This is a genomic window from Ideonella sp. FW305-24 (genome assembly GCF_058788035.1).
Window position 1 is genome coordinate 142,865 of the sequence record NZ_JBYTAI010000008.1, and the last position, 22,139, is coordinate 165,003.

General features: G+C 66.8%; 20 protein-coding genes and 1 pseudogene. 2 read left to right on the forward strand and 19 right to left on the reverse strand.

The features are described 5' to 3' along the window. Positions 1-55 precede the first annotated feature (55 nt). The 16 genes and pseudogenes from AC3WR5_RS21420 to AC3WR5_RS21495 form a co-directional block, all read right to left on the reverse strand. On the reverse strand, positions 56-1,018 hold the full coding sequence (locus tag AC3WR5_RS21420; protein WP_492486991.1) for a Gfo/Idh/MocA family oxidoreductase: 963 nt from the start codon (positions 1,016-1,018) through the stop codon (positions 56-58). A 10-nt stretch (positions 1,019-1,028) separates the two neighbouring features. Continuing rightward, the gene (locus AC3WR5_RS21425; protein ID WP_141287923.1) at positions 1,029-1,895 is read right to left on the reverse strand and encodes a class III extradiol dioxygenase subunit beta; all 867 of its coding nucleotides are present in this window, start codon (positions 1,893-1,895) and stop codon (positions 1,029-1,031) included. A gap of 2 nt (positions 1,896-1,897) precedes the next feature. After that, positions 1,898-2,341 (reverse strand): protocatechuate 4,5-dioxygenase subunit alpha, encoded by a 444-nt coding sequence (gene ligA / locus AC3WR5_RS21430; protein ID WP_492486994.1) that lies wholly within the window; start codon positions 2,339-2,341, stop codon positions 1,898-1,900. Positions 2,342-2,395: 54 nt separating this feature from the next. Beyond that, positions 2,396-3,316 carry an amidohydrolase family protein gene (locus AC3WR5_RS21435; RefSeq protein ID WP_492486996.1) on the reverse strand — a complete coding sequence of 307 codons (921 nt, stop codon included), beginning with the start codon at positions 3,314-3,316 and terminating at the stop codon, positions 2,396-2,398. 16 nt (positions 3,317-3,332) lie between these two features. After that, positions 3,333-4,310 (reverse strand): Bug family tripartite tricarboxylate transporter substrate binding protein, encoded by a 978-nt coding sequence (locus tag AC3WR5_RS21440; RefSeq protein WP_492486998.1) that lies wholly within the window; start codon positions 4,308-4,310, stop codon positions 3,333-3,335. Between the two features lie 46 nt (positions 4,311-4,356). Further along, positions 4,357-5,040 (reverse strand): 4-carboxy-4-hydroxy-2-oxoadipate aldolase/oxaloacetate decarboxylase, encoded by a 684-nt coding sequence (ligK, locus tag AC3WR5_RS21445; protein WP_492486999.1) that lies wholly within the window; start codon positions 5,038-5,040, stop codon positions 4,357-4,359. A gap of 1 nt (position 5,041) precedes the next feature. Further along, positions 5,042-6,070 (reverse strand): amidohydrolase family protein, encoded by a 1,029-nt coding sequence (locus AC3WR5_RS21450; RefSeq protein ID WP_492487001.1) that lies wholly within the window; start codon positions 6,068-6,070, stop codon positions 5,042-5,044. 61 nt (positions 6,071-6,131) lie between these two features. Further along, positions 6,132-6,584, reverse strand: a pseudogene (locus AC3WR5_RS21455) (MFS transporter); the annotation flags it as partial. A 209-nt stretch (positions 6,585-6,793) separates the two neighbouring features. Continuing rightward, the gene (locus AC3WR5_RS21460; RefSeq protein ID WP_141287930.1) at positions 6,794-7,198 is read right to left on the reverse strand and encodes a RidA family protein; all 405 of its coding nucleotides are present in this window, start codon (positions 7,196-7,198) and stop codon (positions 6,794-6,796) included. Beyond that, the gene (locus AC3WR5_RS21465; protein WP_492487003.1) at positions 7,195-8,838 is read right to left on the reverse strand and encodes an AMP-binding protein; all 1,644 of its coding nucleotides are present in this window, start codon (positions 8,836-8,838) and stop codon (positions 7,195-7,197) included. Before AC3WR5_RS21465 ends, AC3WR5_RS21460 begins: the two co-directional genes overlap by 4 nt. Positions 8,839-8,857: 19 nt before the next feature. Next, entirely contained in the window at positions 8,858-10,060 is a 1,203-nt protein-coding gene (locus AC3WR5_RS21470) for an acyl-CoA dehydrogenase family protein (RefSeq protein ID WP_492487004.1), read from the reverse strand. A 1-nt stretch (position 10,061) separates the two neighbouring features. Continuing rightward, positions 10,062-10,913: an enoyl-CoA hydratase family protein gene (locus tag AC3WR5_RS21475; protein ID WP_492487006.1), complete on the reverse strand. Its 852-nt coding sequence runs from the start codon at positions 10,911-10,913 to the stop codon at positions 10,062-10,064. Between the two features lie 5 nt (positions 10,914-10,918). Further along, positions 10,919-11,476, reverse strand: coding sequence for a MarR family winged helix-turn-helix transcriptional regulator (locus AC3WR5_RS21480; RefSeq protein ID WP_141287050.1), 558 nt, complete (start codon positions 11,474-11,476; stop codon positions 10,919-10,921). A gap of 4 nt (positions 11,477-11,480) precedes the next feature. Beyond that, positions 11,481-12,239, reverse strand: coding sequence for an SDR family NAD(P)-dependent oxidoreductase (locus AC3WR5_RS21485; protein WP_492487008.1), 759 nt, complete (start codon positions 12,237-12,239; stop codon positions 11,481-11,483). Then, on the reverse strand, positions 12,236-14,554 hold the full coding sequence (locus AC3WR5_RS21490; RefSeq protein ID WP_492487010.1) for a bifunctional salicylyl-CoA 5-hydroxylase/oxidoreductase: 2,319 nt from the start codon (positions 14,552-14,554) through the stop codon (positions 12,236-12,238). Before AC3WR5_RS21490 ends, AC3WR5_RS21485 begins: the two co-directional genes overlap by 4 nt. A gap of 142 nt (positions 14,555-14,696) precedes the next feature. Continuing rightward, the gene (locus AC3WR5_RS21495; protein ID WP_492487012.1) at positions 14,697-15,584 is read right to left on the reverse strand and encodes an AraC family transcriptional regulator; all 888 of its coding nucleotides are present in this window, start codon (positions 15,582-15,584) and stop codon (positions 14,697-14,699) included. 148 nt (positions 15,585-15,732) lie between these two features. Between AC3WR5_RS21495 and AC3WR5_RS21500 the strand changes: the two genes are divergently transcribed. Next, positions 15,733-16,119, forward strand: a complete 387-nt coding sequence (locus tag AC3WR5_RS21500) for a VOC family protein (RefSeq protein WP_141287042.1) — start codon at positions 15,733-15,735, stop codon at positions 16,117-16,119. 128 nt (positions 16,120-16,247) lie between these two features. Here the strand turns inward: AC3WR5_RS21500 and AC3WR5_RS21505 are convergent, their stop codons facing one another. Next, on the reverse strand, positions 16,248-19,103 hold the full coding sequence (locus AC3WR5_RS21505) for a PAS domain-containing protein (RefSeq protein WP_492487014.1): 2,856 nt from the start codon (positions 19,101-19,103) through the stop codon (positions 16,248-16,250). A 275-nt stretch (positions 19,104-19,378) separates the two neighbouring features. Here AC3WR5_RS21505 and AC3WR5_RS21510 point away from each other — a divergent pair, with 275 nt between their 5' ends. Next, positions 19,379-19,591: a hypothetical protein gene (locus AC3WR5_RS21510; RefSeq protein WP_141287038.1), complete on the forward strand. Its 213-nt coding sequence runs from the start codon at positions 19,379-19,381 to the stop codon at positions 19,589-19,591. Positions 19,592-19,657: 66 nt separating this feature from the next. Here AC3WR5_RS21510 and AC3WR5_RS21515 read toward each other — a convergent pair whose 3' ends face one another. Beyond that, entirely contained in the window at positions 19,658-21,217 is a 1,560-nt protein-coding gene (locus tag AC3WR5_RS21515) for a methyl-accepting chemotaxis protein (RefSeq protein WP_492487016.1), read from the reverse strand. Between the two features lie 54 nt (positions 21,218-21,271). Next, positions 21,272-21,823 (reverse strand): hypothetical protein, encoded by a 552-nt coding sequence (locus tag AC3WR5_RS21520; RefSeq protein WP_141287035.1) that lies wholly within the window; start codon positions 21,821-21,823, stop codon positions 21,272-21,274. Positions 21,824-22,139: the final 316 nt, after the last annotated feature.

Genomic DNA, 22,139 nt, shown 5'->3' on the forward strand with positions numbered 1-22,139 from the left:
ATTAGCCGGAGAAGCACCGGGTTCATGGGCTTGTATTGCAGCCTCGGCGGCCCCTTTAGCCTTTCAACTGCAACTCCAGTTCATGCAGCACCTTGTAGCAAGGCAGCACCTGGGCCACGCTGCTGTTGGGCTCGCGGCCTTCGCGGATGGCGGTGAAGAAGTCGCGGTCCTGGAGTTCGATGCCGTTCATCGAGACGTCCACCTTTGACACGTCGATCTTTTCTTCCTTGCCGTTGAAGAGGTCGTCGTAGCGGGCGATGTACGTGCCGCTGTCGCCGATGTAGCGGAAGAAGGTGCCGAGCGGGCCATCGTTGTTGAATGAGAGGCTCAGCGTGCAGATGGCGCCGTTGGCAGCCTTGAGCTGGATGCTCATGTCCATCGCGATGCCCAAGGTCGGGTGGATGGGGCCCTGCACGGCGTTGGCCTTCACGATGGGGCTGCCGGCCTGGTAGGCGAAGAGGTCCACGGTGTGCGCGGCGTGGTGCCACAGCAGGTGGTCGGTCCAGCTGCGGGCCTGGCCCAGCGCGTTCATGTTGGTGCGGCGGAAGAAGTAGGTCTGCACATCCATTTGCTGGATGTTGAATTCGCCGGCCTTGATCTTCTTGTGCACCCACTGGTGGCTGGGGTTGAAGCGGCGGGTGTGGCCGCACATCGCGACCTTGCCGGTCTCTTGCTGGACGCGCAGCACTTCTTCGCCGTCGGCCAACAGGTCGCACAGCGGAATCTCGACCTGCACATGCTTGCCGGCCTTCATGCAGGCGATGGCCTGTGCGGCGTGCATCTGCGTGGGGGTGCAGAGGATGACGGCGTCGACCTCGGGCAGGGCCAGGCTGTCGGCCAGCTCGGTGCTGACGTGGCCGATGCCGTACCTGGCGGCCACTTCGCGGGTCTTCTCCAGCTCGCGGCTGACGAGGGAGACGACCTCGACGCCGGGAATGTTCTGGATGCCGTCCAGGTGCTTGATGCCGAAGGCGCCGGCGCCCGCGAGGGCGACCTTGAGGGTCTGCTTGTCGCTCATGTGAGGGTCCTCAGGAGTTTTCAAGGATGACGTGGCCGACGGCGGTGTTCGACGCGGGCACGTGATAGAAGCGGTGCTTGAGCTTGGGCGCGGGGCCGCCGTTGACATCGGCCATCGCGCCACGGGCGATCAGCCACATCACCAGCTCGATGCCTTCCGATCCGGCTTCGCGCACGTAGTCGATGTGCGGCGTGGCGGCCGCGGCGGCGGGGTCGGCGATCAGCTTGTCCAGCCAGGCGTTGTCCCACTCGCGGTTGATCAGGCCGGCACGTGCGCCCTGCAGCTGGTGGCTCATGCCGCCGGTGCCCCAGATCTGCACCTTCAGCGGCTGGTCGTAGCTTTCGATGGCCTTGCGGATCGCCTTGCCCAGGTTGAAGCAGCGCTGGCCGGAGGGCACCGGGTACTGCACGACATTCACCGCAAACGGGATGACGGAGCAGGGCCAATGGAAGTCGCTTTGCGGCGGCTGGCCGCACATCAGGCTCAGCGGCACGGTCAGGCCGTGGTCCACGTCCATCTTGTTGACGATGGTGAGGTCGAAGTCGTCCTGGATCACGCTTTGCGCGATGTGCGCGGCCAGTTCCGGGTGGCCTTGCACGACGGGCACCGGGCGCGGGCCCCAGCCCTCGTCGGCCGGCTTGAACTCTGCGGCGCAGCCGATCGCGAAGGTCGGGATCATTTCCAGGCTGAAGGCCGTGGCGTGGTCGTTGTAGACCAGGAAGATCACGTCGGGCTTCTCGTCCTTCAGCCATTGCTTGCTGAAGTCGTAGCCCTTGAACAGCGGCTGCCAGTACGGGTCCTGAGTCTTGCCCAGGTCCAGCGCGGCGCCAATGGCGGGCACGTGCGAGGTGAAGACGGAGGCGGTGATGCGGGCCATGGTCAGGCGCCTTTCTGCGTGTGGGCCCGGCCTTGCGGCTGGTGCTGCGGCTGGGCGTCACCGTCTTCGCCGAGGTGGCGGTTGCCTTCGGCCGAGCGGCCACCGGCCAGCATCATCGCGGCGTATTCGTCCTGCGTCATGCCGGTCATGGTCGCGGCCATGTACTGGAAGCTCTTGCCGTCGGTGGCGCCGATCTTGGCCAGGAAGTAGATGTTGCCGCCTGCCGCGATGCAGCGGTTCAGGTCACGGGTCAGCACGCCTTGTTTCTGCTCTTCGGTCATCGCCCACTGGTCCAGGTACGCGCGCTCGTCGGCCTTGAAGGCGGCGCGGTTCTCCGCCTTCATCAGCGACATGCAGAACTGGTTCAGCCAGTAGCCCTTGCGGGACTGCTCGGCGTCGAAGATGGTCGTGCCTGGCACGTCCAGGTAGGGCTTGTCGAGGGCCATCAATTGCCTTTAATCAGTTGGTGACAGAGCTACTCGCTGTGCTCGGGCGGTCTGTCACGCAAGTTCATTGGAGGGCCAGTACAGGCGCATGGGGTTGTCGACCAGCAGCTTCTGCTGCAGTTCGGCGGTCGTCGCGATCTGCGGAATGAAGTCCACCAGCAGGCCATCGTCGGGCATGTGGTCCTTCAGGTTCGGGTGCGGCCAGTCGGTGCCCCACAGCACGCGGTCGGGGAATTCCTCGATCACACGGCGCGCAAACGGCACCACGTCCTGATACGCGTGTTGTTCGCCATTCAACGCCTTTGGGCCGGTGACGCTCAGGCGTTCGGGGCAGCTGACCTTGCTCCACACGTTGGCGTGTTCGCGCATGAACTTCAGGAACAGCTCGAACTCGGGGCCATCCACCGGCTTGCTCACGTCCGGTCGGCCCATGTGGTCGACGACGACCGTGGTTGGCAGTGTGGTGAAGAAGTCCCACAGCTCGGGCAGGTCCACCGCCTCGAAGTAGATGACCACGTGCCAGCCCAGCTTGGCGATGCGGCCGGCAATCTCCATCAGCTCGTCCTTGGGGGTGAAGTCCACCAGGCGCTTGACGAAGTTGAAGCGCACGCCGCGCACGCCAGCGTCGTGCAACTGCTGCAGCTCGGCATCGCTGATGCTGCGCTTGACGGTGGCGATGCCGCGTGCCTTGTCGCCCGCGGCGAGGCAGGCGTCCACCATCGCGCAGTTGTCCGCGCCGTGGCAGGTGGCCTGCACGATCACGTTGCGCGCGAAGCCCAGGTGGTCGCGTAGCGCAAACAGCTGCTGCTTGCTGGCGTCGCAAGGCGTGTACTTGCGCTCTGGTGCAAAGGGAAACTGGGCCCCGGGGCCGAACACATGACAGTGGGCGTCCACGCTGCCGGGCGGCAGCTGGAACTTCGGTTTGCTGGGGTCGGCGTACCAGTCCAGCCAGCCGGGGGTCTTTTGAAATTGCATGGCTCGGGTTGCTCCGTCAATCCAGTGAAACTTTGGCGCGCTTGATGACGTCGGCCCACTTGGTGGACTCGCTCGCGATGAAGGCCTGGAACTGCTCGCGCGTGACCGGGAAGGTCTCGTAGCCGAAGGTGGCATAGCGCTCCTTGATGTCCGGCTCTGCCAATGCGGTGGTGATGTCGGCCTGGATCTTGTCGGCCACGGCCTTGGGCAGGCCAGGCGGCGCTGCAATGGTGGTCCAGCCGGTCACCTCGTAGCTGGCGGGACCGCCGGATTCGGCCACCGTGGGCACATCGGGGAAGGCGGCCAGCCGCCTGGGTGAAGTCACCGCGATGAAGCGCACCTTGCCGCTGCGTTGCATGGGCCCGGCCGAGGCCATGGTGCCCAGCGCCCAGTCCAGCTCGCCGGTGGCCACAGCGGTGTAGAGCATGGAGACTTCCTTGTAGATCACGTGCTGCATCTGCGTACCGGTCATGGACTCCAGCAGCGCCGCGCCCAGGTGCGCCGGGTTGCCCACGGACCAGGAGCCGTAGTTGAGCTTGCCCGGGCGGACCTTGGCGTCGGCCACGATGTCGCCTACCGTCTTGTATTTGCTGCCCGTGGGGACCACGACGAAGAAGGGCGCGATGAACAAAGGCTTGATTGGCTCGAAGTCCTTCACCGGGTCATAGGGCAGCTTCTTGAACAGCGAGGGGTAGGCGACCAGGTGCACGTTGTCGAGCTGGATCAGGTCGGTGCCGTCGGTCGCGCCGCGCTTGAAGGCGTCGATGGCGATGAAGCCATTGCCGCCCGGCTTGTTCTCGACGATGACCGGCTTGCCCCACTTGCGCTGCAGCTTCTCGGCCAGCACGCGCAGGACCGCTTCAGGGCCGGCACCCGCCGGGAAGGGCGTGATGATGCGCACCGGCTTGGTCGGCCACTCGTCCGCCGCCTGCGCGCCGCCGATCAGCGTGAGGGCGGCCAGCGCGGCGGCGGCCAGGGACTTCAGGACGCTCATGGTTTGTCTCCGTGTGTTTTGAATTGAACGTGGGCAGGGAAGGAACTCAATCGATGTAGCGCAGCCCGGCTTTCTCCAGCGGCTCGCGCATCTTGTACATGTCCAGGCCCAGCACGCCGCTGGCCAGCCTGGCGCGCTTCTCGCCCTCGAAGCTCTCGCGCTTGGCAGCAGCCTCGGCCACTTGGGCGGCCCGCGCGGCCGGCACGCAGACGATGCCGTCGTCGTCCGCGACGATCGCGTCGCCCGGCGTGACCCACATGCCGGCGCAGACCACCGGGATGTTGACCGAGCCCAGCGTGGCCTTGATCGTGCCCTTGGACGAGATGGCCTTGCTCCAGACCGGAAAGCCCATTTCCTTCAGCGTCTTGACATCGCGCACGCCCGCATCGATCACCAGCGCGCGCGCGCCGCGGGCCATGAAGCTGGTCGCCAGCAGGTCGCCGAAGTAGCCGTCGGTGCAATCGGCCGTGACGGCGGCGACGACGATGTCGCCCGGCTGGATCTGCTCCGCCGCCACATGCATCATCCAGTTGTCGCCAGGCTGCAGCAGCACGGTGACCGCCGTGCCGCTGACCTGCGTGCCGACCTGGATCGGCCGCATGTAGGGTTTGAGCAGGCCCACGCGGCCCATGGCTTCGTGCACCGTGGCCGAGCCGAGCGCGGCCATTCGGTCGGTGGCCGCGCGGTCGGCGCGGGTGATGTTGCGGTAGACAACGCCGAGTTCGTACATGTCACAGCCCCTTGTTCTTCAGTGCGGTGTCCAGCCGTGAAAAGACACGGCGCGCATTGCCTTCGTAGACCTGGTAACGCTCCTCGTCGCTCAGGTTGGCAGTGGCCGCCACGTAGCGCTTGGTGTCGTCGTAGTAGTGGCCGGTTTCGGGGTCGATGCCGCGCACCGCGCCGATCATCTCGCTGGCGAACAGGATGTTCTTGACCGGGATCACCTTGGTCAGCAGGTCGATGCCGGGCTGGTGGTAGACACAGGTGTCGAAGAAGATGTTGTTCAGCAGGTGCTCGCTCAGCAGCGGCTTCTTCAGCTCCTGCGCCAGCCCGCGGAAGCGGCCCCAGTGGTAGGGCACTGCGCCGCCGCCGTGCGGAATGAGGAACTTCAATGTCGGGAAGTCCTTGAACAGGTCGGACGTGAGGCACTGCATGAAGGCCGTCGTGTCTGCGTTCAGGTAGTGCGAACCGGTGGTGTGGAAACACGCGTTGCAGCTGGTGCTCACATGGATCATCGCCGGGATGTCGTACTCGACCATCTTCTCGTAGATGGGGTACCAGCTCCTGTCGCTCAGCGGCGGGCTGTTCCAGTGGCCGCCGGACGGATCCGGGTTCAGGTTGATGCCGACGTTGCCGAACTGCTCTACGCACTTCACCAGCTCCGGAATGCAGGTCGCCGGGTCCACGCCGGGCGACTGCGGCAGCATCGCGGCCGGGATGAAATGGTCCGGGAACAGCTGGCTCACGCGGTAGCAGAGCTCGTTGCAGATCGCGGCCCAGGTCGAGGACGTGTTGAAGTCGCCGATGTGGTGGGCCATGAAGCTGGCGCGCGGGCTGAAGATGGTCAGGTCCGAGCCGCGCTGCTTCATCAGCTTGAGCTGGTTGCTCTCGATGGACTCGCGGATCTCGTCGTCGCTGATCTTCAGGCTGCTGGCGCTGGGCGCCTTGGACGGGTCTTTCAGGCCGGCGATCTGCAGGTCGCGCCAGGCGCCAAGCGCGGCCGGCGCGGTGGTGTAGTGGCCGTGAACGTCGATGATCATGGAGGTGTCCTCGCAAGGGAAATCAATGGGCGGCAACGGCAGCGCCTGTGCGGCGGCCGGGCGTGTCTTGGGCCACCAGGAAGGAGCCGGCAATGCCGCCAAAGCGGCCGATGCCCAGCATCCAGGCCACGCCGGTGGCGCGCGCGTTGGTGGGGTAGAAACCGGCGGCGAGCGCAGGCAGCGAGGACTGCGCGGTGTTCATCAGCGTGCCGCCGATGAAGACCACCGCCATCAGCGTGGCGACCTCACCGGCCGCATGGCCGATGGCCCAGATCGCCACGGCGGTCAGCGCAAAGCCGATGGCGATCACGCGGTTGGCGTTGAAGCGGTCCATCAGCCAGCCGAAGAAGATCGCGCCCACGCCGCCCAGCGGGAACAGCGCCGAGATCAGCGCCGGTGCCAATTGCGGCTTGCTCAGGCACCACTCCTTCAGCAGCGAAGGGGCGATGTAGCCGATGGCCGCGGTGTCGAAACCATCCAGCAGCACGATGAAAAAGCACAGGCCGAAGATCACCCACTGGAACGGGGAGAACGGGTGCTCGTTGATCAATGTCTGGACATCGATGCGGCGAGGGGCGGCGGGGGTCATGCGGGCAGGTCTCCTGTGCGGAGACGACAGCCATCCGCCGCCGCATTGTTCTGCTGCTGCCCCAGCGGTTCCAGACCCGGGCACCGATAGCAGCTATCTCGGTTTGAGATATGGTGCGGGTTATCCCGCAGGCCTCACAGCGCTTGCGGCACGACGGCGGTGACCTCGATCTCCACCTTGGCGCGGGCCTCCATCAGCCCACGCACCTCCACCGCGCTCATCGCGATCTCGTAGTGCGCGCCCATCACTTCGCGGTAGGCGGCGCCGATCTCGCGGTTGCGGGCCAGGTAGTCGGCGCGGTCGACCAGGTACCAGGTCATGCGCACGATGTGCTGCGGCCCGGCGCCGGCTTCGTCCAGCACCGCACGCACGTTGCGCAGCGCCTGCCGCACCTGGTCGACCAGGTCGTCGCTCTCGAAGGCCTGCGCGGCGTTCCAGCCGATCATGCCGGCGACAAACACCTGGCGGCCCTGGGCAGCGACGCCGTTGGCATAGCCACGCGGGCGTGGCCAGTCGGCGGGTTGGAGCGTGGTTTTCATGGGCAGTCCTGGGGCTTGAGGCGGAAGCGCTGCAGCTTGCCGGTGGCGGTGCGTGGCAGCTCGCTGCGGAACTCGACCGCGCGCGGGTACTTGTAGGGTGCGACGCTGGCTTTGACGAAATCCTGCAGCGCACGCACGGTGGTGTCGTTGGCTTCGTGGCCGGCGCGCAGCACGACGTAGGCCTTGACGATCTCGCCGCGCTCCTCGTCCGGCACGCCGATCACCGCGCACTCGGCCACTGCCGGATGTTCCAGCAGCACGCCTTCGACCTCGGGGGCCGCGATGTTGTAGCCGGCCGAGATGATCATGTCGTCGGTGCGGGCCTGGTAGCGGAAGTAGCCGTCCTCGTCCTGCAGGTAGGCGTCGCCGGTCAGGTTCCAGCCGTGTTGCACGTAGCTGGCCTGGCGTTCGTCGTCCAGGTAGCGGCAGCCGGTGGGGCCGCGCACCGCGAGCCTGCCCACCTGGCCGCGCGGCGCCTCCTGGCCAAGTTCGTCCAGCACGCAGGCAACGTAGCCCGGCACGGCAGTGCCGGTTGCGCCGCCGCGGGCGTGTTCCTCGTCGGCCGAGATGAAGATGTGCAGCATCTCGGTGGAGCCGATGCCGTCGATGATCGCGATGCCGGTGGCGTCCTGCCACAGCTTGCGCGTGGCCGCGGGCAGTGCTTCGCCCGCGGCCACGCACTTGCGCAGCGGGCCGCCCTGCATTGCCGAGAGCCGTCGCTCGCCCGCTTGTGCGGCAATCGCGCGGTAGGTTGTCGGCGCCGTGAACAGCACGCTGGCGCGGTGCTCGGTGATGGCGTCCAGCAGCGCGGGCGGCGTCGGTTTTTCGAGCAGCACGGTGCTGGCCCCCACCGAAAGCGGGAACAGCAGCAGCCCGCCCAGGCCGAAGGTGAAGCCCAGCGGCGGGCTGCCGATGAAGGTGTCCGAGGCGTCCGCGCGCAGCACGTGTTGCGGCCAGCAGGCGCAGATGGCCATCACGTCCTGGTGGAAGTGCATGGTCGCCTTGGGCACGCCGGTCGTGCCGGAAGTGAAGGCCAGCAAACAGGTGTCGTCCGCCGCGGTGTCCACGGCCGCGAAGGGTTTGCCGAGGTGGCGGGCCATCGCGGCTTCCAGGCCGTCGGGCAAAGCGTCGTTGAAGAGTCGAAGCTGCGACAGAGTCGGACAGTCCGGCCGCGCCAGCTGCAGCTCCTCGGCCAGCGCCAGGTCGCACAGCGCATGCGTGGCCTGTGCCTTCGCGACGACCTGCTTCAGCTCCTTGGCCCGCAGCAGCGGCATGGTCGCCACCGCGATCGCGCCGGTCTTCATCACGCCGAACCAGCAGGCCGCGAGCATGGGGTTGTTCGGCGCACGCAGCAGCACGCGCTGGCCGGGTACCACGCCCATGTCTTCGACCAGCACGTGCGCAATCGCGTCGGCCCGTGCCTGCAGCTCGGCGTAAGTCCAGCGCAGGCCGGGCGCGAGGATGCAAGGCCGCTCGCCCCAGCCGCGCGCGATGGCGCCGTCCAGCAGCTCGGCCGCGCAATTGAGCTGCGGCGGGAACTGCAGCTCGGGCAGATCGAACAGATACTCGGGCTGCAGCTCGCGCGGCGGCAGGCGGTCGCGCGCAAAGCTGTCGACGTGGGCGGATCGGCCGTGGGTCATGGTGCGTTCCTCGTGAGAACTACTTCAACAGCTCTCTGGCGATGATGAGCTGCTGCACTTCGCTGGCGCCTTCGTAGATGCGCAGCGCGCGGATGTCGCGGTACAGGCGCTCGACGACCGCGCCCGAGCGCACGCCCGCGCCGCCCCAGAGTTGCACCGCGGCGTCGATCACGCGCTGCGCGTTTTCGGTCGAGGCGAGCTTGGCCATCGCGGCTTCGCGGGTGACGGTGTGGCCCTGGTCGCGGCGCCATGCGGCGCGGTAGGTCAGCAGCGCGGCCGAGTCCACGGCCAGTGCCATGTCGGCCAGCTTGGCCTGCGTGAGTTGCAGGTCCGCCAGGCGCTGGCCGAACATCTGGCGCGAGACCGCGCGGTCCAGCCCTTCGGCCAGCGCGCGCCGCGCAAAGCCCAGCGCTGCGGCGGCGACCGAGGTGCGGAACACATCCAGCGTGCGCATCGCCAGCTTGAAGCCGGCGCCGGCCTCGCCTTCGGCCAGGCAGTTGGCGGCCGGCACGCGGCATTCGCGGAAGGTGAGACGGGCGAGCGGGTGCGGCGCCATCACGTCGATGCGCTCGGCGATCTCGAAGCCCGGCGTGTCCGCGTCCACCACAAATGCGGCAATGCTGCCGGTGCCGCGCGCCTCGGGCGTGGCGCCCGGCGCGACCTGGCGGGCGAAGACGACGTAGAAGTCCGCGATGCCGCCGTTGGAAATCCAGGTCTTTTCGCCGTTGAGCACCCAGGCATCGCCGTCGCGCTGCGCGGTGGTGGCCATCGCGGCCACGTCCGAACCGGCCTCGGGTTCGGACAGCGCAAAGGCCGCGATGGCCTCGCCGCGCGCCACGCACGGCAGGTAGCGTGCCTTCAGCGCGGGCGAGCCGGCGAGCGAGATCGCGCCGCTGCCCAGGCCCTGCATCGCAAACGCGAAGTCGGCCAGGCCGTCGTGCGCGCCCAGCGTCTCGCGCAGCAGGCACAGCGTGCGCGTGTCCAGCGTGTTCGACTCGCCGCCGTGTTGGCGCCCGGCCACCGCATGGCGCAGCCAGCCGGCTTCGCCCAGCGCGCGCACCCAGTCGCGGCAGTGCGCGTCCAGCTCGGCCTGCGTGGCATGGGGTGAGAGGTGGTCCGGCAGCTTGGCTTCCGTCAACCAATTCGAAAGCCGCGCATGCAGCTCGCGGTGGCGGGGTTCGAAGAAGGGCCACGCCAAAGCTTCAGCGACAGCGTCGACCATGTCAGCGCCCTTCGAAGACAGGCTTCGCTTTGGCGGCAAACGCGCGGTAGGCATGGCCGAAGTCCTCGGTCAGCATGCACAGCGCCTGCGCCTGGGCTTCCGCGTCGATGGCCGAATCGATGTCCATGCTCCACTCGTGGTGCAGCATGGACTTGGTCAGCGAATGCGCAAAGGCCGGGCCGTCGGCCAGCGACTGCGCGAAGGCGGTGGCTTCGTCCAGCAGCGCCTCGGGTTCGACCAGCCGGTTGAAGAAGCCCCAGCGCTCTGCCTCTTCGCCGCCCAGCGAGCGGCCCGAGTAGATCCACTCTGCCGCGCGGCCCTGGCCGACGATGCGCGGCAGCATCGCGCAGGCGCCCATGTCGCAGCCGGCCAGGCCCACGCGGGCGAACAGGAAGGCGGTCTTCGAGCGCGCGGTGCCGTAGCGCAGATCGCTGGCCATCGCCAGGATGGCGCCAGCGCCGGCGCACACGCCGTCCACCGCGGCCACGATGGGTTGCGGGCAGTGGCGCATCGCCTTGACCAAGTCACCTGTCATGCGCGTGAACATCAGCAGTTCGGGCGCGGGCAGGTCGATCAGCGGACCGATGATCTCGTGCACGTCGCCACCGGAGCAGAAGTTCCCGCCTTCGCCCGCGAGCACGATGGCGCGCACGTCGTGCGCAAAGCGCAGCTGCTCGAACAGGTCGCGCAGCTCGGCATAGCTCTCGAAGCTCAGCGGGTTCTTGCGCTCGGGCCGCGAGAGCGTGATGTGCGCGACACGGTCGCGGCACTCCCAGCGGAAGTGCTTGGCGGCGAAGTCCGCCAGCGGGCGGCGGTTGCCGGCGGCCAGCGCGGGGGCCAGTGTCTTGGTCATCGTGTTCAAGCCTTGTCGTTGAGGCGGCGCGTGAGGCCCAGGCGCAAGTGGCCGAGCAGCGTGTGCAGCTGCCGGCTTTCGTCGGCGCTCAGGTCGGCCAGCAGTTCCACGACCCAGCGCTCATGCTCGGCCGCGATCTTCTCGAAGGCGCGCCGCCCGCGCGTGGTCAGCGCAATGCGGATCGAGCGGCGGTCGTCAGGATCGATGTTGCGTGTGACGTGACCGCCTTTCTCGAGCTCGTCGGTCAGGCTGGTCACGTTGCCGCCGGTCACCATCAGGTAGCGCGAAAGCTGGCTCATGCGCAGGCCTTCGGGCTGCTCGGCGTGGAAGCGGTGCAGCTGCGCCAGGTAGTCGAAGCGCGGCAGCGTCATGTCGAAGTGCGTGCGCAGCCGGCGGCGAATTTCCGTCTCGATCTGCGTGGTGCAGGCCAGCAGCCGCAGCCAGGTGCGCACCGCCGCGTGGTCGCCTGCGCCGGCACGGCCTTCGTGGCCAATCGCGTCGTCGCCGATCAGCTCGTCCAGGCTGTCCGTGCTGCGCGGGTCTCTTGGTGTTTCGTTTTTCATGGCTTCACATCACCTCGCCGCCGCTGACCGAAATGGATTGCCCGGTGATCGCTGAGGGCGCCTGGCGGCACAGCCAGCGCACGACCTCGGCCACCTCGTCGGGCCGGACCAGGCGCTGCATCGGGTTGGCCTGCGTGAAGCTCTGCAGGGCTTCGGCTTCGCTCTTGCCCTTCTTGTCCATGATCTGTGCCATGCCGCCGCGCACGATGTCGGTGTCGGTGTAGCCCGGGCACACGGCATTGACGGCGATGCCGGCTGGCGCCAGCTCCAGCGCCAGCGAACGCGTGAAGCCGACGACGCCGTGCTTGGCCGCTGCATAGGCGGCGGTGAAGGCATAGCCCTTTTGCGCTGCGGTGCTGGCAATGTTGACGATGCGGCCTTGCGTCTCGCGCAGGTCGGCGATGGCAGCCTGGCAGCAGAGGAAAACGCCGGTGAGGTTGACGTCCAGCATGCGCTCCCAGCTGGCGAGCGCAAAGCGCTGCGTGGGCCCCGTCTCGACCACACCGGCGTTGTTCACCAGCGCGTGCAACGGGCCTTGCGCGGCGCGCGAGTCGGCGAAGGCGCGGGAGATGCTGTCGGCACTCGCCACGTCCATCTGCACGACGGCGTGTCCATCACCGGGAAGCGTGGAACGTGTGGATTCAAGTGCCTCAATGGATCTTCCGGCCAGCGTCACGCGCCAGCCGTCCGCGGCCAGTGCATGTGCAATGGCCGCGCCAATGCCGCGGTTCGCACCGGTCACCAGCACATGCGGCGCGTTCATTGGCTGCCGCCTTGCTGCAGCGCCTTCTCGCGCTGAAAGATCGCTTCCAGTTGCGGCTTGCCGGAGCGGTACGGCGCTGGCCACTGGATGGCCGTGTAACCGATGCGAGCGGCTTCGGTCAGCGTCCAGGCCGGGTTCGCGAGGTGCGGGCGGGCGACCGCGCAGAGGTCCGCACGGCCGGCAGCGATGATCGCGTTGACATGGTCCGCCTCGCTGATCGCCCCCACCGCGATGGTGGCAATGCCGGCTTCGTTGCGGATGCGGTCCGAGAACGGGGTCTGCCACATGCGGCCGTAGGTCGGCCGTTCGGCCTTGCTGACCTGGCCGGAAGAGCAGGCTATCAGGTCCGCGCCGGCCGACTTGAAGGCGCGGGCGATCTCCACCGCGTCGGCCGGCGTGATGCCACCTTCCACCCAGTCGTGCGCTGAGATGCGCACCGACATCGGCAGCTGCTGCGGCCAGGCTTCACGTACCGCAGCGAAGACTTGCAGCGGATAGCGCAATCGGTTCTCCAGCGTGCCGCCGTATTCGTCTTCGCGCTGGTTGGTGAGCGGCGACAGGAAGGACGACAGCAAGTAGCCGTGCGCGCAGTGCAGCTCCAGCCAGTCGAAGCCGGCCTCGGCGGCGCGGCGCGCGGCGGCGGCGAAATCATTGCGCACCTGGTCCATGTCGCTGCGCTTCATCTGGCGCGACCAGTCGCTGACGCCCGGCAGGTACTGCTGCGGCGAGGCGGAGATCAGCGGCCAGCCGCCGGAGGTCAAAGGCTGGTCAATGCCTTCCCAGCCCAGGTTGGTCGCGCCCTTGGCGCCGGCGTGGCCCAGCTGCATGCCGATCTTCGCGTCGCTCTGGTCGTGCACCCAGTCGACGATGCGGGCCCAGGCGTCGCGCTGCGTGTCGGTCCACAGGCCGGGGCAGCCGCGCGTGATGCGCGCATCCGGGCTGGTGCAGGTCATCTCGGCCATCACCAGCGCCGCGCCGCCCATCGCGCGCGCGCCCAGGTGCACCAGGTGGTAGTCACCCACGGTGCCGTCCACGGCCGAGTACTGCGCCATTGGCGAGACGATGACGCGGTTCTTCAGCGTGACCGAGCGCACCGTGAATGGCGTGAACATCGGCGGGGTGGCTGCCTTTTTGGCAAACCATTGCTCGTAGCCACCCAGCCAGCCCGCATCCCGCAGCCGCAGGTTCTCGTGGCTGATGCGCTGGCTGCGCGTGAGCAGCGAATACATGAACTGCTCGGGCTCGAGCTGGTCGCAGTAGCGCCGGCCGCAGACCTCGAACCATTCCATCGCGTTCCACGCGGCGTTCTGCAGCCGCAGCACTTCGACTGCACGGATCTGCTGGTAGCGGTCCAACAGCGCGGGCAGGTCGGCACGCGTGACAGCGCCATCCGCCTCGGCTTTCAGCTTGAACTGGTTCGCCAGTTCGATCGCGTCTTCCAGCGCCAGCTTGGTGCCCGAGCCGATTGCGAAATGCGCGGTGTGCACAGCGTCGCCCATCAGCACCACCGGTTGGCGGCCGTTGTCCAGCCACCATTGTTCGCAGCGGATGCGCTGGAAGTTCAGCCAGGCCGAGCCGCGCAGGTGGCGGGCGTTGCTCATCAGTTTGGCGCCGGCCAGGTGACGCGCGAAGACCTGTTCGCAGAAGGCGACCGAACCGTCCACGTCCAGTCGGTCCAGCCCGTGGGCGCGCCAGGTTTCCTCTGTGCATTCGACGATGAAGGTCGAGGTCTCCTCGTCGAACTTGTAGACGTGGGCCTGGAACCAGCCGTGCTCGGTCTTCTCGAACACGAAGGTGAAGGCGTCGTAACGCTTCCTGGTGCCCAGCCAGATGAAGCGGTTGGGCCGCGTGACGATGTCGGGCTTGAAGGTTTCGGCGTACTTTGTGCGGACGGCGGAGTTGATGCCGTCGCTGGCGATGACCAGGTCCGCATCGGCGAACTCCTCGTCCGAGCGCACCTCGTGGTCGAACACCAGCTGCACACCCAAGGCCTCGCAGCGCGCCTGCAGGATGTTCAGCAGCCGCTTGCGGCCGATGCCCACGAAGCCGTGGCCACCCGAGCGCAGGCTGCGGCCCTTGAACTCCAACACGATGTCGTCCCAGTGCGAGAACGAGGCTTCGATGGCGCCGGCGGTTTCGGCGTCCCAGCGGCGCAGGTTTTGCATCGTCGCGTCCGAGAACACCACGCCCCAGCCGAAGGTGTCGTACGGGTGGTTGCGCTCGACCACGGTGATCTCGCGGCTGGCGTCCAGCTTCTTCATGATGAGCGCGAAGGCAAGACCTGCAGGCCCGCCGCCGATGCAAACAATGCGCATGCCGTCCTCTTGGGTTCAGCGTCGCCCCTCGTTGTTTGAGGAGTGAATAGTTCAAATATAAACTAATCGCGACGGTGGCGGCAAGCCGTGGTCCGGCCGGCCCGGTGCCGTCATGCGCTGTGCCTTGCCTGGCGGCCCGCGGTCAGCCAGGCTGGACAGGGAGCTGGCACGCGAGTTCGAAGTGCGCGTTCCCGTGGGCAAACGGTCGGCCGATCCAGGCCTCGAACGCAGGCTGATGGTCCGGGACATGGCCGCTTCGCGGCAGCCAGGTCTTGTACAGCCAGTCGAAAGCGCGGGCCTCGAGTGCCATGTCGCCGTGCAAGACGAGTTCGGCCACGCGCATTGGCGAGAACTCGAAGCGGCCGATCTCACCGGCAGGCTGGAACTCGTCGACCACGAGCGCAACGTCGTAACGGCATTTTGCGAGCTCGACGATCTCGGGCTCATCCCACATGTAGCCCAGCCACTGGCCGTCCGCCAAACCCCGGGGGATTGACCAGGCGAGCAGCCGCTCGCAAGCGGCCTGCACGGCGCCCTCGCGGTAGGGGTTGTGCACACGGATGTAGGCGACCGTGCGTGCGGGCAGCTCACGAAGCGCGACTTCGAAGCCGTCCGGGTTCTGGCCCGCCGGCAGGGCCGTGAGGAGCGGCGATCCGGCCTGGGTGGTCAAGATGCGCTCGAAAGCGTCCCGCCTGGTGCTCCGGAAGGCTTCGAGGTCGAACAGGCTGGGCGCCACGCCGTGGTGCTGCCTGAAGCTGCGGGAAAAGTCGGAGGACGAGGAAAAGCCGCAGTCCAGGGCCACGTCGGTCAGCGAACGCCCGGGTGCGTGGGACATCAGGTACAGCGCCCGTTCCAGCCGCTGCCGCTTGACGAACTGCTGCAGCGTCTCCCCCAGCAAGGCCTTGAAAATTCGGTGGAAGTGGAAGGGGGAGAATCCGGCCGCCGCGGACACCTCTTCCAGCCGCAAGGGCCGGGCAAGGTTGCGCACGATGTGGTCGACTGCACGGTTGACCCGTTCGGCGTAGTCCACGGAGGCGAGGCCCCTGGCTTCTCGGTCGGTTCGCAAGATTTGGCAAGCGGCTGCTGCGGTTCTCGGGCATGGTAGCGCCCAGCCGGATCCGGTCCGCGCCTTACCGGCAGCCGCAGATCCCGGGCACATTCACACATCGGAGGTTCACATGAAGCGAGTCACTGGCATTGGCGGCATCTTCTTGAAGGCAAAGGATGCCCCTGCGCTGCGGGCCTGGTACCAGCGCCACCTTGGCATCGATGTCCAGCCCTGGGGCGGGGCGGCCTTCACCTGGACCGACTCGGATGGCAAGCCCGCGGGCGGCACGACGGTCTGGTCCATCGGTCCACAGGACAGCGATCAGTTCGCGCCCAGCAAGGCCGCGTTCATGGTCAATTACCGGGTGGAAGACCTGCATGCCCTGGTTGCGACGCTCAAGGCGGAAGGCTGCGACGTGCTCGACAAGATCGATGACTCCGAGTACGGCAAGTTCGGCTGGGTCATCGATCCCGAGGGCAACAAGGTGGAGCTGTGGCAACCACCGGCCGGTCAATGAGGCCTGCCGGCGCGACACGGTCCGCCATGCAAGGCGAGCCGCGTCGGCGTCTTTCAGTCCCGGCGTTCTTCCCCGGGTGTCGCCAGGTCCGGCGCGCTGCCGCCTTCCGCTGAGGGCGGCTTCCGGTCCTACCGCGATTGGAGGCGCCTCAGCGCGAGCTCGAGTTGATCCGACGAGACCGGCTTGCGCAACAGCGTGGCACCGTAGCCAATGGCTTCCCGAATCACTTCGGCGTCCGCGTGGCCGCTGACAAACATGATGGGGAGCTCGGGCTTGGCCTGGCGTGCCACCCTGGCCATGGCGGCGCCGTCTGAACCCGGCATCGCGTAGTCGACGAGCAGCAGCTCGACCTGGTGGGCGTCCAGGAGCTGAAGCCCTTGCTCTGCATTCTCGGCCTGGTGAACGCCAAGTCCCAGATCGGTGAGCATGGCGGCGATGCTGCGCCTGACCTCCTCCTCGTCATCGACCAACAGCACCGACCATGGCGCGAGGGCCACCGGGCCACTGGCCGGGGCGTCTTGAGACGCTACGGAGTTTTCACCGAGCGCCCGTTTCAGGTAGACCTTGATCGTTGTCCCGGTCACGCCATCGCTGTCGATGACAACGGTGCCGCCCGCCCGGGTTGCCAAGCCGTAAACCTGGCTCAAGCCCAGCCCGCTGCCTTTCCCGACTGCCTTGGTCGTGAAAAACGGATCGAAGGCCTTGGCCATCACTTCGGGCGGCATGCCGGTGCCGGTGTCGGTCGCGCTGATCTCCACATACTCGCCCGGTGCAAGGTCCCTGGGCAAGGATGCCGGCTCGCGGCTGGCGAGGGTGAACCGCCCACCGTCAGGCATCGCATCCTTGGCGTTCACTGCCAGGTTGAGCAGCGCCATTTCGAGCTGTGTTGCATCGGCGTGCACCCACACGTCTTCCGCAGCAAGCTGCAACTCGACACTTGCCCCCAGGGTGGTCTTGAGCAGGTCGGCCATGCCGTCCACCAGCGCGCCCAGCCCAACCGGTCGAATGACCAGCTCCTGCTTGCGGGAGAACGCCAGCAGCTGGGCTGTCAGGCGGGCGCCGCGACTGGCTGCCTCGGTGCCTCTTTTGGCGAAGTCTCTGACCTGCGCCGGATTCTCCGCGCGGCGCCGGATCATCTCCAGGTTGGCGCTGACGACCTGCAGCAGGTTGTTGAAGTCGTGCGCGATGGCACCTGTCAGCTGTCCGATCGCCTCCAGTTTCCTGGCCTGGTAAAGCGCTGCTTCGCTTTCCGCGAGTCTTCGCTGGTGCTCGATGCGCTCGGTCACATCGTAGGCAAACTGGTAGGCGCCGATGAGACGTCCGTCGCTGTCATACAGCGGCTGGAAGCGCATCTCGAAGGACCGCTGCTCCGAGGGCGACGGCCCGAACGACCGCACCTCCAGGAACTCCTGGCCCGCCAGGGCCCGGGTCCAGCCCGGCTCGATCTCCTTGAGCACCTCGATGTGCTCATGAAGCAGGTACTGCAGCTGATCGCCCACGCGAGGCCTGATGCCGAAGGCCCATTCGAATCCCGCCGCACTCGCACGGTTGATCGCCAGCCAGCGGTAGTTCAGGTCCATGACCTGGATCAGTGCGTCCGTGCCTTCGACGATGTCGGCCAGCAGCTTTCGCTCGGCGAGGTAGTCCGACAGCTTGCGTTCAAGGGTCTCGTTCAGGTGTCGCAACAGCGCTTCGTTGCGCTTGCGAGCGGTGACATCGATGGCCGTGCCGATCACGCGTGTGCAATGGCCCTGCGAATCGAAGATGCCCCGGCCGCAGGCGGCCACCCAGCGAACCAGCCCGTCCTCTTTGCCAATGGTTCTGAACTCGACGTCGTACAAAGCCCGCTCCAACGGGCTTTGCGCGCGCTGGTAGGCCGCAATGGTCGCGTCCCGGTCTTCGGGGTGGATCCCGTCGTAATAGTCTGCGATCGTGACGGGCATCTGTTCGCGGACCCCAAACATCTTCTTGACCCGTGGCGCCCAGTACAGCGTGTTGGCCAGGTTGTCGACATCCCACAGCCCGACCTCGCCTGCGTCGGTGGCCAACTGCAATTGTTCGATCTTGACAGCCAGTTCCTGTTGCGCCTGCCATTGCGCCGTCACGTCGATGCCAACCACGAAGATCCCGTCCACTTCGCCGCGATTGTCGAAGGTGGGCTGAAAGACGAAGTCGACAATGCGCTCGTCGGGCGGGACATCTGTTGCAGGCTGGCTGCGGAACTTGGCGTAGGCCGCGATGTAGGGCTCGCCAGTGGCGAAGACCTGGTCCAGCAGGTCGACGTAGCCCTGATCCACCGCTTCCGGGATTGCCTGGCTAAAGGGCAAGCCCATCACGTCGCGCCGCCCGATCAGCCGCTCGTAGGCTGGATTCACCAGCTCAAACCGGTGATCCTTGCCGCTCAGCATGGCCATGAAGTTGGGCGCTTGCTCGAACAGGCTGGCCAGCCTGGCATGGTTCAACTTCGCCTGCCGCTCGGCCATGACCTGCCGGGTGGTTTCGGTCACCAGCACCAGCACGCCGCCGACTCCGTTGGCGGCTGATTCGTCGTCGATGGGGCCGAAGGAATAGGTCCAATAGACGTCGTCCAGGCAACCGTGGCGAATGATCGGCACCAGTTGATTCTGATGCCAGGTGGCGCCGCCACCTGCGAGCACCTGCAGGATCTGAGGGCCGATCAAGTGCCAGATCTCGGCCCAGGCCCTGCGGCCTGGGATGCCCAGGATGGCGGGATGCTTTTCCGGCCCGAGCGACTCGCGGTAAGCGTCGTTGTAGAGGCCGGTGTGTTCGGCGCCCCAGAAAATGTAGACGGGGTGCCGTGTGGTCAACAGCATGCGGACCATGGTGCGCAGGCCTGCGCTCCAGGTCGCTGGTGGCCCCAACGGCGTCGAAGCCCAGTCGAACGCGCGAATGCGCGCGGCCATCTCGCCGTCACCAGCGAGAAAGCGCATCGGATCTTTTCGCTCTTCGGCTGGATGGTTCAAGGTGTGGCGGCAAAGGCCCACCGAGTGTAGGGGGCAAACCTGGCCTTCCGTTGCGGAAGATCAAGCCGGCATGCGGCGATGGCCAGTCCGGGCGGCCATTTTTGCCCAGGCCGCCCGGGCAGTGGGCTCTCTCGCTCCATTGGAACTCGAAGAGCGCGTGGCCTACACGATGGGTGCGTTCATTCCCACGTTCATCGTGGCCTTTTGCGAGTCACATGCGGGAAGGGCGCCTTTCTCGCTGGACGCCCGGGATTGAAAGTGCAACTGGATCCGCCATGACGAACCGTTTTGATGTGCTCGACGCCATCGAGCAAGGCATTCTCGCGGTGGAGGCTCACATCCTTCGGCTGGAAGATGCCAAGGCGGCCAATGGGGGGCTGGATCCGCTGAGCATGCACAAGCTGCTTGATTTGCGGGAGTCTCTGCAAATCTTCCAGGCCAGACGGCTGCAGCTGTTGGAAGCCGCGCAACGTGAACATGCCAAATAGAAAACAGCCGCGCCCCTCCCGGGACGCGGCCTGGTGATCTCGGTGCAGCGCCGAGGCTGCGCCTGCTCAGGCCAGTGCGGCGTGGGCGCCGGGCGCCAGCGTGAAGACGTTGACCACGTCGACCAGCTTGCCGGCCTGCTGCTTCAGGCTTTCGGACGCGGCGGCGCTCTGCTCGACCAGCGCGGCGTTCTGCTGCGTGACCTGGTCCAGCTGGACCACCGCCTGGCTGACCTGGCCGATGCCCGTGGTCTGCTCCTGCGTGGCGCTGCTGATGTCGCCGATCAGGTCGGTGACGCGCTGCACCTGGTCGACGATGTCGCTCATCGTCGTGCCGGCGGTGCTGACCAGGGTGGCGCCGTTTTCGACGTTCTCGACGCTGGCGCCGATCAGGGTCTTGATCTCGCGTGCAGCCTGGGCCGAGCGCTGGGCCAGCGCCCGCACCTCGCTGGCCACGACCGCGAAGCCGCGACCCTGCTCGCCGGCCCGGGCCGCCTCGACCGCGGCATTCAGCGCCAGGATGTTGGTCTGGAAGGCGATGCCGTCGATGGTGCCGATGATGTCGGCGATCTTCTGCGAGCTGGCCTTGATGGCATCCATGGTCGTGACGACCTGGGCCACCACGTCGCCCCCCTTGGCGGCCGCGGCGCTGGCCGAGCAGGCCATCTGCGCGGCGCTGCGTGCGGTGTCGGCGTTGTTCTTCACGGTGGCCGTCAGCTGCTCCATCGAGGAGGCCGTCTGCTGCAGGCTGGAGGCCTGCTGCTCCGTGCGCTGGCTGAGGTCGGCATTGCCGGCCGCAATTTCAAGCGACGCCGTCTGCATGGTTTCTGCCGCAAACCGCACTTGCAGCATCGTGCGGCCCAGGTCGGTGTTGACCGTCTGCAGCGCCTTCAGCAGGCGGCCGACTTCATCGTCCGACTGCACGCTGATGACGCGCGACAGGTCGCCGCCCGCCACCGCCTGCGCCACGTCCACCGCGATGTTCAGCGGCCGGGTGATGCTGCGCTGGATCTGCCAGGCAATCAGCACGCCCAGCACCAGTGCGGTGATCGACAGGCCGATGATCAGCATCACCGCGCGCTGGTAGGCCTTGTCGGCCTGCTCGTTGCGCACCCGCGAAGCTTCCTGCACGGCTTCCACCACCTGGTCCAGCGCAGCCACGTGGGCCAGCTGGGCCGGGCGGACTTCTTCGCGCACGGTCTCGGCAGCGCCAGGCATGTCGTCGGCCATGGATTTGTCGATGGCTTTTTCCATCGGCGCCTTGGTCGCCTGCAGGGCGGTTGCGGCCTTGTCGAAGGCGGCCTTGGTCGCGGGTTCGGTCAGCATCGCGCCCAGGGTCTGGGCGGTGTGCTCGTACTCGGTGCGGGACTTCTTCATCAGGTCGAATTCCTTCTTCTTGAAGGCCACGTCGTCCTGCATCACCACGTCTCGCAGCGCGATCGCCTGGTAGCGGGCCAGGTCGCGCAGGTTGCTGGCCAGGCGCTCGGGCGCCTCGCCGGTCACTGCTGCCAGGTCGGCCTTGATGGCCGACAGCCGGCTCAGCGAAATCGCGCTGATCACCGTCATCAGTGCCAGCACCGCGGCAAAGCCGAGCGCCAGCCTGGCGCCAACTTTCAAATTCTTGAACATGCGTTCCTCCAATGCGGCCCGGTGTCCGGGCACGCACGGTTGATTCCTGCGAAATTACTTGGCGGTCACACCGGCCTGCAACACGCCAATCGCCTTGCCGCCATCCATCACCGGTGCGGCAACGTGCACGCTGGGGATCTGGGTGGAGGTGTCGGGCTTGATCTCATTGGCGGACCAGACCTGGCCCTTGATCGGGTTGGCAAACACCGGTCGGCTGGCGTTGTTGTAGATCAGCGGTCGGATGCTGGCGCCGATCAGGTTGCCCTTCTGGTCGCGCAGCACCAGCTTGTTGACCGTGTCGTCCTCGGTTTCCCACTTGGCGATCTGCACGCTGACCTTGCTGGCCAGCATGCTCTTGACCGCCGGGTCGGCGTCCGTCAGGTCAACCCACTTGCCGTTGGTCATGCCGCCGCCGTCATGGCCATTGGCCTCGCGCACGGCGGCCACCACGGTGGGATTGGCGGCCAGTTCGGCCAGCCGCTTCTTGGCCTTCTCGACCTTGGCCTGCACCTCGGCGGGCAGCTCGTTGCCGAAAGCCGGCAGCGCGCTGGCCAAAGTGAGGCTGGAGATTGCCACGAGCGTGGCAAGGCATTGCTTGCGGTTCATCCTGATTTCCTCTGTCGGAGCATTTGGTGAGGGGGGTGGATCCGGCGCGGCCGACGGCCTTGTCACCGGAATCCACGCGGCTCTCGCATGTATCGGCATGTTGGGCTTTTTCATTGAGGGGCCAAAGCTGGAACAAAGCCGCAAATCCGGCGCAGATCTGTGCTGCCTTGTTCAGCGCTCCCTCAGGTGCCGGGGCTGCGAAACGGCGGGCGGGCGCGGCGGGTGTGTCCCGGCAGACAGGGGCGGCGGCCACGTGCTACAACCGTTGACCCTGAAGCGCCCCCCGGACCTGCCGGGTCCGCGGTGGAAAATGGAA